General features: G+C 45.2%; 9 protein-coding genes. 5 read left to right on the forward strand and 4 right to left on the reverse strand.

Annotation, left to right across the window (positions count from 1 at the left end; genetic code table 11):
- Positions 1-4101: a two-component regulator propeller domain-containing protein gene (locus KTR07_RS19765; protein WP_181981918.1), complete on the reverse strand. Its 4101-nt coding sequence runs from the start codon at positions 4099-4101 to the stop codon at positions 1-3.
- 233 nt (positions 4102-4334) lie between these two features.
- On the opposite strand from KTR07_RS19765, the gene KTR07_RS19770 reads away from it, so the two are divergent.
- From KTR07_RS19770 to KTR07_RS19790, 5 genes are all read left to right on the forward strand, one after another.
- The gene (locus KTR07_RS19770) at positions 4335-5804 is read left to right on the forward strand and encodes a sulfatase (protein ID WP_080979867.1); all 1470 of its coding nucleotides are present in this window, start codon (positions 4335-4337) and stop codon (positions 5802-5804) included.
- Positions 5805-5809: 5 nt separating this feature from the next.
- Entirely contained in the window at positions 5810-7192 is a 1383-nt protein-coding gene (locus tag KTR07_RS19775) for an alpha-L-fucosidase (protein WP_217315482.1), read from the forward strand.
- A 10-nt stretch (positions 7193-7202) separates the two neighbouring features.
- The gene (locus KTR07_RS19780; protein ID WP_117981087.1) at positions 7203-9284 is read left to right on the forward strand and encodes a Sip1-related alpha-galactosidase; all 2082 of its coding nucleotides are present in this window, start codon (positions 7203-7205) and stop codon (positions 9282-9284) included.
- A gap of 17 nt (positions 9285-9301) precedes the next feature.
- A complete protein-coding gene (locus KTR07_RS19785; protein WP_117981088.1) occupies positions 9302-10858 on the forward strand; it encodes a sulfatase in 1557 nt (518 codons plus the stop codon).
- A 670-nt stretch (positions 10859-11528) separates the two neighbouring features.
- Positions 11529-11798 (forward strand): hypothetical protein, encoded by a 270-nt coding sequence (locus KTR07_RS19790; RefSeq protein ID WP_008762730.1) that lies wholly within the window; start codon positions 11529-11531, stop codon positions 11796-11798.
- A 131-nt stretch (positions 11799-11929) separates the two neighbouring features.
- On the opposite strand, the gene KTR07_RS19795 is transcribed toward KTR07_RS19790, so the two are convergent.
- Genes KTR07_RS19795 through KTR07_RS19805 form a run of 3 tightly spaced genes read right to left on the reverse strand, consistent with a single transcriptional unit; the run spans position 11930 to position 16172 of the window.
- Positions 11930-13507, reverse strand: a complete 1578-nt coding sequence (locus KTR07_RS19795; RefSeq protein ID WP_008766940.1) for a glycoside hydrolase family 76 protein — start codon at positions 13505-13507, stop codon at positions 11930-11932.
- Between the two features lie 19 nt (positions 13508-13526).
- Positions 13527-15173: a LamG-like jellyroll fold domain-containing protein gene (locus tag KTR07_RS19800; protein ID WP_008766941.1), complete on the reverse strand. Its 1647-nt coding sequence runs from the start codon at positions 15171-15173 to the stop codon at positions 13527-13529.
- A 30-nt stretch (positions 15174-15203) separates the two neighbouring features.
- On the reverse strand, positions 15204-16172 hold the full coding sequence (locus KTR07_RS19805; protein WP_008766942.1) for a BT_3987 domain-containing protein: 969 nt from the start codon (positions 16170-16172) through the stop codon (positions 15204-15206).
- Positions 16173-16186 lie beyond the last annotated feature (14 nt).

The raw sequence follows: 16186 nt of genomic DNA on the forward strand, positions 1-16186 counted from the left end.
TTATCGATCAGTACTACCCATATATTTAGAAGGAGATACGCCGAACTGCTCCATGAAGTGCTTGCGCAAAGTACGGGTATCGGAATAACCAACCATTTCCGAAATTTCCTGAATAGAATAGCGATTCTCCAGAATCAATGTCGCCGCCTTGCTTATACGTATACTGCGAATCATATCTATAACAGACAAATCACTGCGCTGTTTCACCTTCCGGTACAAGGTAGGCTGACTCATATTCAGTTGCTCCGCCAACATTTTTACATTAAAGTCCGCATTGGAAAGGTTAGCTTCTATGATATGAATCAGTTGTTGCAAGAAGGCATCTTCTTTCTCCCCCTCTTCCGATTCCTGTTTCAGCATCAGGGCTTTCGTATAAATCCGCTTCAATCGCTCACGCTGCAAAATCAGGTTATCCACTTTGGTCTTTAATATCTCCGGATTAAAGGGTTTCATCATATAATCATCCGCTCCGCTATTACAGCCTTGCAGGATGTCAGCATCTTCTGCTCTGGCAGTCAGTATCAAGATAGGAATATGCGCGGTTTCCTGCTGCATACGAATTTCCCTGCAACAAGTAAAGCCGTCCTTTACGGGCATCATTACATCCGAGATAATAAGATCGGGCAACTGTTCTTTGGCTATCCGCACCCCTTCCTCACCATTGCAGGCTTCACTGACTACATATCTGGAAATGAATAAGCTCCGAATATATTCGCGGACATCCTCATTATCTTCGATAATCAGCAGACTTTTTTTAGCCGCTGTTTCCCGTGTTTTGTTTTCCGTTATCGAAAGAAACGATTCCGGTTTCAATTCTTCATTTTGCTTTGTCTTTTCCTGACGGCTGTCAATAAGTTCATAAGAATCTTTTGCAAAATGCGCTTTGCCTTCGGGAATATAAAGGGCAAAGGTACTTCCTTCGTCCGGCACACTCTTCAGCGTTACCAAGCCATGATGCAAGTCCATCGTGTTCTTCACAATATGCAGTCCAATTCCTGCCTTCGTTGACATCTCAGGTACATTATCTCCCGTTACGAACGATTCAAAAGCATATTTCTGCAACCATTCCGGAATCCCTGCGCCTGTATCCGAAACGGTGATCCGGCAATAACCCTGCCCACTTTTCATCAGATGAGAGACGGAAAGCAGGACACGACCTCCCGATGGGGTATACTTAAACGCATTTGAAAGAAGATTTTGCACGGCCGAAGCGATCTTTCCCTCATCTACCCAATACAGGAACTTCCCTTCGGGCAAATCAACATCAAATTGCAAGCCTTTGATTTCGGCCATCTGCCGGAACGGTTCCGACACATTGCAGACCAGCTGCACCAAATCAATCTCGGATAACTGAAGTCTGACCATCCCGGCCCCTATCTTTTGTACATAAAGCAACTGATCGACCAAGGTATGCAGTGAGGCCGCATTCTTATACATGACCTGCAATTTCTTATAAAAGTCTTCCAATGGATTGCACTGTTTCATCAATTCCTGTAACGGGGCAAGGATCAAAGTCAGCGGAGTACGCAGTTCGTGGGCAACGCCCGTGAAAAAGTTCTCGCGTTCCACACGTATCTGACGTTCTTTCTCACGCTCCATACTGACCGTCAACAGTTCATGTTTCATCTGCATTTCGTGTTCCATCCGTTTCTGCCGTATTCTGATCAACCGTACTCCATAAGCCACTCCTCCCAACAATAACAGGGAAACGAAAAGCCGGAAAGCAAAAGTCTGACTCCAATGAGGAAGAATTACGATCTTCAGAGAAGTCACCGCCCCTGTCTGACCGTTCGGATGTATATTCTTCACTTCAAATACATACTCACCGGCTGGGAGGTTGGTATACGAGGCTTTCTCTCCCTCATCAGAAATCAGCCAATTCCCCTGATAAGGCAAAAGCCGGTAATTATATTTTTGTTGTTCGTCCGAGTAGGACAGGTTATTGAAAGTCAAGGAGAAATCTTTGTTATCATTATCCAGTACAATGTGATCCGTAAAAGAGATGACCCGATTGAGGATGATCTGATTATTAATCTTTTCTCCGGTCCCGACAGGATGGTTATCCACTTCCAAACCGGTTATCAACACCCGTCCGTTGGTCGGATAGGCATTTATATCCTCCGGATTGAAATAAGTCAGGCTCTGATTATTTCCGAAGAACAAAGTCTTGTCACTGAATACGGCAGAGCGGTTACTACCTGCTATGTAGTAATTGTAAAAGAGATGCTGCCGACGACCATACCGCGATATGCCGGAGTTGCTTCCCAACCAGATATGCCCTTCACTGTCTTCCGCTATGCAGCCGATGAAGTTACTGCACAGTCCGTCATTCGTGGTATAACGGGCACTGATCCTGTTTTGTTGTGGAGACAGGATGGCAAAGCCGTCCGTATAACCTATATATAAATTCCCATCCGAGGATGCCAGCAGCGAACGTACCGAACGATATTCCATATTCATCTTCCGCTCATATCCATTTTCTACGGAGATACCTCCGGAAGCGGATTCAACCACTCTGCAAACTCCCATATTGCTGGTCCCCAGCCATATCGTTCCATCTTTTGTCTGAGCAATCGCACGGATGAAAGGTTGTCTTTTCTCATTTAAATAGTGTGCTGCTGATAATTTGGCGCATACACCTGTCTGACGGTTATACAATAAAAGCCCGTCTCCCGTACCTACATAGAGCCTGTTCTTATCATCCATATACAAAGCCCACACCGAAGCCCTGTTGGCAACACCGTCCACCAACAGCGAATGGGTCACGAAACGACCGGTCCGGACATGATAAACAGTCAACGTACCATTTATATTTCCAAACCACAGATTGCCGTCTACATCTTTCAAGGCACACAACATCGTTTCTTCCGATTTCCCGCTACCTGTATCGACTTTAGAGAAACTAAGTTTTTTCCCTTTTGCGTACGGTATGTCACTTCGCATGATTCCTTTGTGATAGGTCGCCAACCATAACCGATGACTATCATCCATGAGGATATCACATATTTCGTTATGCCTGTCCTGATAGTAACGGTCATAAAACTGTGACCTCAAATCAGAATACATCACTCCTCCACCGTTAGTACCAATCCAAAGAAGGCCATTAGGATCGTAACAGGCAGAAATCATACGTGTTTCGAGGTTTCGGTAAATCTGTGTATGTGTATTGTTATATATCTCCGACGTCAGTTCTTCCGGCTGCTTTTCATCCGGCATCAACAGTGTATAGCCACCCCATGTCACTGCCAGATAGCGGTTATTGCCGATAAATATAGTCTGATAAACATCTGTATGAGAAAGGAGATTCTCTTTTCCTGTCCCGCCGTACGAAATCCGGTCCATATGCCCCGACTTCGTGTGATAACGGACAATGCCTTTGGCGATGGTAGAAATCCAGACAACTCCGTCTCTGTTCAAGATGGAAGTGACTTGTAATGGTTTTCCGTCTGTCAGCGGTATCTTCTGATACGCCTCCGGAGTATCCGGATGAAACAGGATCAGATTGCCCCGGTTAGTTGTCAGCCATATTCCGTTCCCGGCTTTTTCATGATAGCACAGAGAAGAAAAGACTTCTCCTTTTTCTTCCAATAACTGAAAGGTCTTTTGTATGCGTACCCGAACAGCCGTTTTTTCTTCTTCCTTGCCTTGCCGTATCTCCCATTGACAGAGTATCAGTCTGTTTCCCGATATTCCCCAAAAAGAAGAATTGTCGGCGGGCAGGACATTAAATACACCTATGGCAGTATCTGATTCAGTATGTATCGGAAGAAAAGTTTCCTGCTTGCGGTTGAAATAATAGAGGTATCCATCGGATACAATTCCTAAAAAGTCATCTGACAGTCGCACAATGGCAGCAACCGAAGCATACGTATCCGCAGGCTTGAAATTCTGAATCGTTTTTCCGTCATAACGGCTTAATCCGTCATCCGTCCCAAACCACATAAATCCGTCTTCATCCTTATAGATGCAAGGAATCGTGTTATCCGCCAATCCATCCCTCATTGTCAGCAGCCGAATATCTTTATCAAAAAAAGCATAGGCAGGATGCAGCGGGCAACAACTCAGAATCAGGATAATCAGGATTAGATTTAAGTGCTTCATTCTATTAGATAATTTAGGGCAAATAAACGAAATTAAGTCAGAACATACAAAAAAACGAATAAAGAAATGGACTTATGAATTAAACATGTATGTTGAATGAAAGAAACAGGCATATTCGGAACCACATTGTTTGCGTACATTTGCAGCCATACAACAACCTGATGTACACCTTTTAAATAATATACAATGACCTTAGTTTATCTTAACCTGTCAGACACAAAGGAGAAATTTTTATGATAATACGCATACCAAAGACTACATATTATCATAAATGGTTCATCGGAGCTACACTCGTCGTTCCGGTTCTTCCGCTTACCGCCCAGACGTCTCCGAATCTTGTATTCATCATGGCAGACCAGTATCGGGGGGACGCACTAGGTTGTTTGGGCAAAGAACCTGTAAAGACTCCTTGCCTGGATCATCTGGCTTCCGAAGGAGTCTTATTCACTAATGCAGTCAGCAGTTATCCTGTTTCATCACCCGCCCGTGCCATGCTGATGACGGGCATGTACCCCCTGCATAATAAAGTAACAGGCAACTGCAATTCACAAACAGCGCCTTACGGAGTGGAGCTTCCACAGGAGGCCCGCTGTTGGAGTGATGTACTAAAAGACATGAACTACCGTACGGGATACATAGGAAAATGGCATCTGGATTCTCCTTACAAACCTTATGTAGACACTTACAACAATCGCGGCAAAGTAGCGTGGAACGAATGGTGTCCGCCCGAACGCCGTCACGGATTTGAATACTGGACAGCCTACGGGACATACGATTATCATCTGAGACCGATGTATTGGGACACGACTGCCCCACGTGACAGTTTCTACTACGTCAACCAATGGGGCCCTGCTTATGAAGCGGATAAAGCCATCGAATACATCCAGACACAAAAAGAGAATAAACAGCCTTTCGCACTGGTCGTATCGATGAATCCTCCGCATACCGGTTACGAACTGGTTCCCGACAAATACAAAGCCATGTATAAGGACATAGACGTGGAAGCCCTCTGCGCCCACCGCCCCGACATACCTGCCAAAGGCACCGAAATGGGAAACTATTTCAGAAATAACATACGCAATTATTACGCCTGTATCACAGGAGTAGACGAACAGGTAGGACGTATCATCGAAACCCTCAAAAGCAACGGACTTTTTGAGAATACCATCGTTGTATTTACTTCCGATCATGGCATCTGCATGGGAGCTCACAACAATGCCGGAAAGGATATCTTCTACGAAGAATCCATGCGCATCCCCATGATTATTTCATGGCCGGCAAAGATAAAGCCACGCAAAGATGACCATTTAATGATCGCCTTCGCCGACTTATATCCTTCCCTCCTTTCCCTGATGGGATTCCAAAAGGAAATACCCGAAACGGTACAGACTTTCGACTTATCCCGCCATATTCTGGGCAAGAGTAAAAAAGAAGTGGTACAGCCTTATTATTATGTACAGTTTGACAATCATGCCACCGGATACCGCGGGTTACGTACGTCAACCCACACATTCGCAGTCCACGCAACCAATGGAAAAATAGACGAAACAGTTCTTTACGACCGAACCAAAGACCCATATCAAATGGATAATATTGCCGGACAATCCCCCCGTCTGGTCCGGCAATTCAACAAACAACTCAAGGCATGGCTACTCCATACCAACGATTCATTTGCCCATTATCTCGAAACCGTAACTAAATAAACACCATGAAGAAACTTTGCTATCTCTCTCTTTTTATCCTATACTCAGTTTGCAGCTTCGCACAACAACAGGCTATCCCCGTCCCCAAGCCCCATCAACTCAAATGGCATGAGGCAGAAATGGAAGCTGTCTTCCATTATGACCTGCACGTGTTTGACGGCATCCGCTACGGACAAGGCAACAACCGTATCAATCCCATCGAAGATTACAACATCTTCAACCCGACCGAACTGAACACTGACCAATGGATACAAGCCGCCAAAGCTGCCGGATGCAAATTTGCCGTACTGACTGCTACCCACGAAACAGGTTTCGGACTCTGGCAAAGCGACGTCAACCCTTATTGCCTGAAAGCCGTGAAATGGAGAGACGGGAAAGGAGACATTGTCCGCGACTTCGTCAACTCCTGCCGCAAATATGGTCTGCAACCGGGCATCTATATCGGTATCCGATGGAACTCCCTGCTGGGCATCCATAACTTCAAGGCCGAAGGAGAAGGAGCGTTCGCCCGCAACCGCCAGGCATGGTACAAGCGCCTGTGCGAGAAAATGGTAACAGAACTCTGCACCCGCTACGGAGATTTATATATGATATGGTTTGACGGCGGAGCCGATGATCCCCGTGCCGATGGCCCCGACGTGGAACCGATTGTCAACAAGTATCAGCCAAACTGCCTTTTCTATCATAACATCGACCGTGCCGACTTCCGTTGGGGAGGTTCGGAGACAGGTACAGTGGAATATCCCTGCTGGTCTACCTTTCCCGTCCCCTGCTCACACCATAAACGCATTGAAAGCAGTATCGACCAGCTCGAACTGTTAAAACACGGTGATAAGAACGGCAAATACTGGGTACCGGCAATGGCAGACACTCCGCTACGGGGAGCAAACGGCCGCCACGAATGGTTCTGGGAACCGGATGACGAGAACAACATCTATCCGCTAAACACGCTGATGGACAAATATGAAAAGTCAGTAGGAAGAAACGCCACCCTCATTCTCGGATTAACTCCTGACCCGACCGGATTAATCCCCGCCGGAGACGCACAGCGCCTGAAAGAAATGGGAGATGAAATCAATCGGCGGTTCTCCTCCCCGATAGCCCGCATTTCGGGACAAAAGAAAAGCCTGACACTGAAACTTGGAAAGGAGCAGTCTGTCAATTACTGCATCATCCAGGAAAACATCAAAAACGGAGAACGCATCCGGCAATATCAGATAGAAGCCAAAGTGAACGGCAAATGGCAAACAGTCTGCAAAGGAGAATCTGTAGGGCACAAACGGATCGAAAAGTTTGAACCGGTAGAAGCCACAGCATTAAGACTGACCGTATCCGAATCTGTCGCACTGCCGGATATTATCAACTTCAGCGCCTATTCCGTAAAATAACACAAGAGGTATGAAAAGAATAATCCACATCTGTTTATGGCTATTGACGGGCATCTTTGCGGAAGTATCGCTGTCTGCACAGAACCCGTTTATCTACCATAAAGGGAAGACATACAAAGATGTTGCAGCTTATCGGATGGAAGAAATCATCGACCTGAACACCCATACTCCATCCACCCCCATCTTATGCGAACAACAAGTGCCGGAACACCAAAGCACTCTTTCGTATAAAGTTGCACTTCCTTTGTATGTTCGTGGTATATTCTTCAGCCGTGATTCCCGCCCCGGCGACTATCAATGGCCGAATAACACCAATCGGTTGCTCCCCTGGATGTTCAACCGTCTCGAAGACCTCACACGGAGCGATTATGCAGGCATTCCTTCCAATGCCCTGCCGTCCGCATCGGGCGATGCACTGCTCCTCGAACTCGCAGACGGAGAATATCTGTTCGCCAAAGCCATTGCGGGTAGCAACAGCCTCAGCTGGTTTCAGGTTAATCAGGACGGCACGCTCACGTTGTATGTCTCCACACTAGGAGAAGATGCACTGACCGGCCGACTCCCCCTCCTGATTTTCCGGAAATCTTCATCCGTCTACCATGTATTCAGTGACGCCTACGATTCGTTAATCGCAAAGAAAGCCGTATCTGCCCTCCGCAAAAGAGCGGACAAAGAGTATTTCAATGCCTTTGACTATCTGGGATGGTGTACTTGGGAACATTATCATTATGACATTGATGAAACGAAAATACTGAACGATATCGATGCCATCGAAGCATCCGGCATACCGGTACGTTACGTATTAATTGACGACGGACACATAGCGAACAAGAACCGGCAACTGACCAGTCTCGTCCCCGACAAAAAACGTTTTCCGAACGGATGGAGCCGCATCATGAAGCGCAAACAAGCAGATAAAATCCGATGGATAGGGCTATGGTACAGCCTTTCCGGCTATTGGATGGGAATCTCTGCCGAGAATGACTTTCCGCCGGAAATCCGGCAAGTTCTACACTCCTACAACGGCAGTTTACTGCCCGGCACCAGTACAGAAAAGATAGAAACATGGTACGAATATTATGTCCGTACCATGAAGGAGTATGGATTTGACTTCTTGAAGATAGACAATCAATCCTTCACCCTCCCGCTCTATATGGGCGGAACGCAGGTTATCCGACAGGCTAAAGACTGCAACCTTGCCCTGGAACATCAGACACATCGAATGCAAATGGGACTGATGAACTGCATGGCACAAAATGTGCTGAACATTGACCATACCTTGTACAGCAGCGTAACCCGTGCCAGCATCGACTATAAGAAATATGACGAGAATATGGCTAAATCACATCTGTTCCAGTCATATACCAATACACTCATACTGGGGCAGACCGTCTGGCCCGACCACGATATGTTTCATTCCTGCGATACCGTTTGCGGCAGTCTGATGGCACGTTCGAAAGCGATCTCCGGCGGACCTGTTTACCTGTCCGACTCTCCAAGCGAATTTATTGCCGATAATATCCGCCCCCTGATTGATGAAACCGGAAAGATATTCCGTCCGGCGGCTCCCGCCATCCCGACTCCGGAATCCATACTGACCAATCCCCTGCAAAGCGGTAAAGCCTACCGCGTATTTGCCCCTACAGGAGACGAAGCGCTCTCAGTCATTTGCTACAATCTGAATACTTCTCCCGCTTATCGGGAAGTAGAAAGTTTCGTCAAACAGGAAGATTACCTGTTACGGGAAAGCACCGGCAAATCCGCAGATTCTTCTTCCGACAACATTCTCGCATTCAACTGGGAAAAACAGAGCGCCGAAGTATTGAATGCATCTGAAAGAAAAATAAAGTTATCCGGATTTATAGATAGTCTGTTCCATCTTTGCCCCATCCGTAAAGGCTGGGCAGTGATCGGCATACAAGAAAAATACCTTTCGCCTGCTACCGTGCAGATACTCAAACGTACTACCGAGAAGCTGATATTGGATGTCCACTGCACCGGTACATTAAGAATATGGGCAGACTCCCACGGGAAACAGGAATTACGGAGCATACCGATCAAAAAGGCCGGCAGAATTGAAATAATGAAATAACACTAAATAATTAATCCATGAACAAAAAAATACTTTTCCCCCTCGCACTCGTGCCACTGGCTGCCACCGGCCTGCAAACACAGAAGTCTGCCCAGACACAGCGTGTGGACAAACGCCCCAACATCATCCTTTTCATGGTAGACGACATGGGATGGCAAGACACTTCACTCCCCTTCTGGACACAAAAGACAGATTACAATAAGCTGTACGAAACACCCAACATGGAACGACTTGCCAAACAAGGCATGATGTTCACACAAGCGTATGCCAGCAGTATCAGTTCCCCCACCCGATGCAGCCTCATCACCGGAACGAACGCGGCACGCCACCGGGTAACCAACTGGACGCTGCAAAAGAACACAAAGACAGACCGCAAGGATAAAGTACTGGATGTGCCGGACTGGAACTACAACGGAGTAAGCCAAGTGCCCGGCACCAACAACACATTCGTAGGAACCTCCTTCGTACAACTACTGAAAGACAGCGGCTATCATACGATTCATTGCGGAAAAGCACATTTCGGTGCCATAGACACTCCGGGAGAAGACCCGCACCACTGGGGCTTCGAAGTAAACATAGCCGGACATGCTGCCGGAGGACTCGCCAGCTATCTGGGAGAAGAGAATTACGGTCACAACAAAGACGGAAAGCCAATATCACTCATGGCCGTTCCCGGACTTGAAAAGTACTGGGGTACGGAGACCTTCGTCACCGAAGCATTAACTCTGGAAGCCATCAAAGCTCTGAACAAAGCTAAGAAGTACAACCAGCCTTTCTACCTGTATATGTCCCAATACGCCATCCACGTCCCCTTGGACAAGGACAAACGTTTCTACGACAAATACAAGAAAAAAGGCATGACCGACCATGAAGCCGCATACGCCACACTGATCGAAGGCATGGACAAGAGTCTGGGCGATCTGATGGACTGGCTGGAAAAAAGCGGAGAAGCCGACAACACTATTATTATCTTCATGAGCGACAACGGAGGACTTGCCGCCGAATCGTATTGGCGTGACGGCAAACTGCACACCCAGAATCATCCTCTCAACAGTGGTAAAGGCTCCACCTATGAAGGCGGCATCCGTGAACCGATGATCGTCAGCTGGCCCGGTGTCGTAGCCCCTGGCAGCAAATGCAATGATTACCTGCTGATAGAAGACTTCTATCCTACTATCCTCGAAATGGCGGGCATCAAAAAATACAAGACAGTTCAGCCTATCGACGGCATCAGCTTCATGCCTTTACTGAAACAGACCAGGAATCCTTCCAAAGGACGCAGCCTCTTCTGGAATATGCCCAACAACTGGGGTAACGACGGTCCGGGAATCAACTTTAACTGTGCCGTACGCAAGGGTGACTGGAAATTAATCTATTACTATGGTACAGGTAAAAAAGAACTATTCAATATCCCCGATGATATAGGCGAAAGTAATGATCTCAGTGCACAACATCCGGATATTGTGAAACGGCTTTCTAAAGAATTAGGAACCTATTTGAGAAAAGTTGATGCCCAACGTCCTACAGTCAAAGCTACGGGTAAACCTTGTCTTTGGCCGGACGAAATTGAGTAATCATTCACCAGTTTAGTCAGCTCCAAACAAGTAACATGATATTCCAGCTAAACAGACCAAAAACTATGCATTTTACGAATACATAGTTTCTAAGGCTACTCAAATACTGGTATAAAGCAGAAAGCCTACAACTATTATTATATTAATACACAGCCAAATACAGTTTACTATATTCTCAAAGTATTCTCATGCCTTTGAGAAAAAATTCTCACCACGATGAGAAAAAATTCTCATGCCTTTGAGAAAATTTTCTCATTGCAGTGAGAAATTATTCTCATTGCGGTGAGAATAAAAGACTTTGCAGGAATCTGATAATTAGTTCATTACTTTTCGTTTTTCAGATGCTTTAGTTCTTTACTCATTAAGTATAGGTTCATTGAAACATAACCATTCTTGCATTACTTATTATTATTTACGTAACAAAGCAGACTATTGTGGAATAATTCCACACTCCTCACCCCATTTTCCACACATTCCCCATGCGTTTCCACACAATAGACAATGTACATCATTCACATATCTCACTTATAATCAATACATTGATAGCGTACATCAGTCTTTGGCACGCACTTTGATCTTTAATTAGCCGTTAGATAAAGCAACAACCGATTCCTTAACACATAAGAGAGAATTGAAAATATATGTTTAATAATCATTAAAGCAAACGATTATGAAAAAATTAGTATTAGTAGTAGCAATGTTTATGTTTGTTTGTGGTGGTTCATTCCTTGTTAAGGCTCAGAACTCTGCAGAAGCTGCGACAGCCCTGGCAGAAGTTAATGCAACAGCTATCGTTAATGATACAGTAGTAAAAGATACTGTAACCAAGAGCGAGGAACCTGTTAAGACAGAACTGAGTGCACCGACCGCTATTGTCAATGATACAGTCGTTACTGACACTGCATCCAAAGACAAACCGGCTGAGCCTGTCAAGGAATAACCTTCCAAAAACTCACGGAACATAGTCTGCCGAACAATAGTAAGCACACTACAAAAAAAGCCATCCCTACTTCGTCTATTCCGGGGATGGCTTTTTTATGTTCTTATTTTCCCTGAACGGGAATCATTCAACTATCGGTTTTCACGTTCCAGTACTGCCAACCGGGCATACAATTCAACCAATGCTCCCTGATGGAGTATTTCCCAACCGGTCTTGGTCGTTCCCCCTCTCAGATCATCGTCATTCAGCAAGTTGTTGCCCTGATGACAGCTACTGCTCCACGCATGAATCATTGACTTCTCAATGTCATCGATATATTTACGGTCATTGTCTATAGAATAAAGTTCAAAGAATCCGCGACACATGATCGTATTGAACCAGGCGTGTCCCGGAGCAAGGATGTTGAAAGTAAGATTCAGCTCTTTGGAACGATAGGGCATAAACCATTTCTTATGACAGCTTTCAGCAATCGCATACGCTTCATCCAGATATTTCTGTTCGCCGGTAATCTTATATAAGAGACAGGCTGCCTGCAACGGCTGTCCGGAATTGTAAGAATACTTGTTCTTTTCAAGATCGCCCGGCAGATTGGGATCATCCTTATTCGGACGTACATTGTCATAGAATAAATGGTCGGACTTGTCTTGCAATACATCCAGCATATAGTCGTAACATTTGATCGCCCAGTCGAGATATTCCTGTTCCTGAGTTGCCAGATACATCTTACAGCCCATCACAGCAGTAGGTCCGGTAGAGCAAGAGTGCTTGCTGGTAGTGTGTTCGTTCAACTCCCTCCAGTGTACACCTCCTCCGCAAGTCTCATCCCAACCGTGATCGATCAGATAGCGCCATACCACCTTTGCCTGTGTCAGATAACGCATCTCTTTCGTTTCCGTATACCAGTCGACCATATCGAGCCCGATCCATACGTTATCATCGTAAAAGCGTTCGTTACCGGCAGCCGGGTAGCAGGAATAAGCCAGGATTCCACGATCCAGCTGACAGAAATACTGTATTCCTTTGAACATCATATCATCCATTGCGCCATAGATATTCTCCACTTCGCTCTCTTTGGTTGCATCACGCATAGCGACAAATGCCGAAAGACCGCCGCCTTGTCCCCAGACCAACGCATCACCATCCCAATAACCTTTTCCATCATATGGATAATTACCACGCCAGCAGCTCCTGGAACTCTTGCCGAAATAATATCCAATGACAGAAGTCATGTAAGAATGTGCACGGTCCAGCATCTCCGGCAGTTTCAGTTCCGGCTCATCCACCTTTTCATGATAAGGCATCATAATACGGCTTTCGGGCACCGATCGCTTGCCGGCTTTGCTGATAGCTACGGCAGAAACTTCGTAAGTAGCAAAATAAGGAACTTTCAAGAGATATTCTTGTGTAACATCACGCTCTACCTGTATGATGATATGTCCCGGCGAGAAGTCGGTAGCACGAGACAAGCTCGCTTCCACGTCCCTGTAAGAGAGTTCTACCATATCCACGTCGCGATTACTGGGATTGGTCCATTTCACCAGAAGTTCATTCTCGTTATTGGTAGCTTCTACCGCAAATGAACCTACCGGAGAAATATTTCCACTGATGGGATCATTCTGTTCTGAGTTTGACTGATCATCATCACTACAGGACGGAAGTAATGCCAAAGCCAAGAGGTTCAATATAAACAGTTTGAATATTGCTTTCATTTTTCTTCGAATTTAGAGATTACTTAAAAGGTACTACTATGGGAGCTTCCTCAAATCTGCTCATTGGGAATTCTGTAGCATTGAAGCTGTCGTACTTACAAACATGCATCAACAACTCGTGATCGGAGTCAGTACCATCTTCAATGTAAGCAACCGGTGCACCGGCAGAGAAATCCCAGCGTCCTAACAAACCGTCCGGGTTTTCTTCCACAAAGTCCCATGCGTTGGCTTTCAGTTGCGCTTCCGTACGGCATACAGACCAGATACGTGCTTCAAGTACAGCTCCGCCCAAGAAACGATTATTATCACTAGCCTTACCAATGGAGATTTTTCCGCCGTCATTTCCTGTGCAAAGATCTATTTCTGAGAAATTGAGATCATTCCTCTTTATTTCTCCCCAGGCAACTCTGCTGCCATTAATATAAAGCTTGTACTTTTCACTCGGATTACTTTGTGCTACGTCACAGTCTACCACCAAAGCCAGATGCATCCACTCGCCAAGCTTAATCGCATTATGCCCTGTTCTCAGTTGTAATTTATCGCCTGTACCTACCAGGTCAATGACTTTCCACTGATTACCGCCTTCTTTGCCTTTTTCACCATCGTCACCGCCACGGAGAATAAAGTAACCTTCTTTACCCATAATGGTCTGCAACCAATAAGTATTATCGATACGGCAAGTCAGCTCCCAGGTCATCTTCTTCAATTTGAAATCGTTGGTCGCAGCTTTCAATGCTTCTACTCCTTCGCCTGTCATTTCTCCGAAATGCGTCCACACGGCATAGTCTCTTCCCAGATTCATACACCAACGTTTGTCCGGTGCAATCTTCACCTGAATAGGTTGCGATACCTGTCCCTTGGCGTCAGTCAGCGTAAAGGAAGTTTCGCCGGCTTTTCTTCCGGTCACTGTCACTACGTTACCATAAAGTTCGAGACGGACTACTTTCGTATCGCCGGCATCAAGTATTTTATACTCTCCGTTACCACTCAAAATCTTTACTTGCTGAGAACCTTGATTAGCATTGATCAGTACACCCTTTTCATCAGCGTCGGTCGTAATCTGTTTAGGAGCAATCACATTCAGATTCACAAAGGCTTCTTTTCCTTTCCGGTCGGTTATCTTGACCTCGGCATTTCCCTGGGCGATACCTTTCACGGTAAATGATTCCGAGTCTTCAAGTGTAGACTGATCGACTTCGATACAATTATTTTCATCTATCACTTCGAGCGAATAACCTCCGTTTCCTGTATAGATTTTAACGAAAGCTTCATCGGCGCCTTCCACCTGCGAATAAAGCGTAAATAACGTCTTATTCAACTTCAGATCAAACTCTGCCGCCGTGTTAACCAAAATCTTAGCGCGCTGGTAGTACTTGTCTTTCACGTATACTACACCCTGAGCATTGTTATGTCCTTCTACAGCTGTCAGTGTCACTATATCACCATCGACTTCTGCCGTCACCACTTCTTCGTTTGCCGAAGTCACCTCATATTCGCCATTACCGGACGTAATTTTTACGGTTCTGGTATCCCCCTGTGCGATACTGATTTCACTGGCGTCAACGGTTAGCTCTGCCAGATTCTGGGGTGTCTCATTATTTTTGTTGTCGTTATCATCGCTGCATGCACTAAGACAAAGCAATGATGCGAGAACGAAGTATTTCATCACTTTCATATATATTATAACTAAGGTAAATTACTCTTCTACGTCTACATTAGGATAGTCTACTCTCAATACATCTCTTGACATGGAGAAAGTACCTTCGAACGACATCATTAATGATTCGCCCTGTGCAGAGTCCTGATATTCATAAGCCAATTCAATGGTAGTAATTTCTGTATAATAACGTTGGTCTGTATAGTTATACGTATATTTACGACTGAGTTTGGCACTATAAGGTTTAAACTTCAATCCATCCACATGGCTGGTTAACGTTATGTCTCCGAAATCATCACGTTCTATTTCAACCACATAATTCAGATAGTCCGTAGTGTTGGAACGTGTCTTCTCGCCCACAAACATATAGCAGGTATTATTATTAATTGCATAAAGTTGTGTGCTGGTCGTTTCAGTCGTATAAGTTGTTCCCTGTTGTGTCACAACGCCCTTACCACTATAAATACCTGAATAATCGTTCTTGAAACCGATATGTGCCAATACTTTCGTATATTTATTCGCTCCCATCTCTTCTCCTGTAGAAGAAGTGATGCGCAAGGGAAGTACATAATCATTATACAAGTTGCCTACTTCTCTGATCTTGTTCAGGTCGATATGGATATAAGCCGCCGCATTCAATTCTCCACTTTTAATATTCCATGAATCGGCATCAAACGTATAGGTTCCTTCCGGCAATATCTTATAATATAAGTCCGTCTGACTCTTATACTTGTCCTTATTATACGCATCCAGCGTATCCGGGTCAACTTCCATCGTTATATGAATTTCCTTATCATTTCCCGATGTTCCATTTACTCCGAAATATACAGGAAGTACGGTGGTATTATCGTCAGCTACCTCCAATGAGTAATCCTGCCAACCATTATGAATGATATATGTATTCTTCTTGAATAATTCATCTTCCAATTTATCGCATGAAGAAACTCCGGGCAGCATAGCGATCAGCAGACTTCCCATTATTCCGTATATAGATATTATTTTTTTCATAATAAGCCAATTTT

The sequence above is a fragment of the Bacteroides sp. MSK.20.82 genome, from assembly GCF_019052485.1.
GTDB classification, from domain to species: Bacteria; Bacteroidota; Bacteroidia; order Bacteroidales; family Bacteroidaceae; genus Bacteroides; species Bacteroides thetaiotaomicron.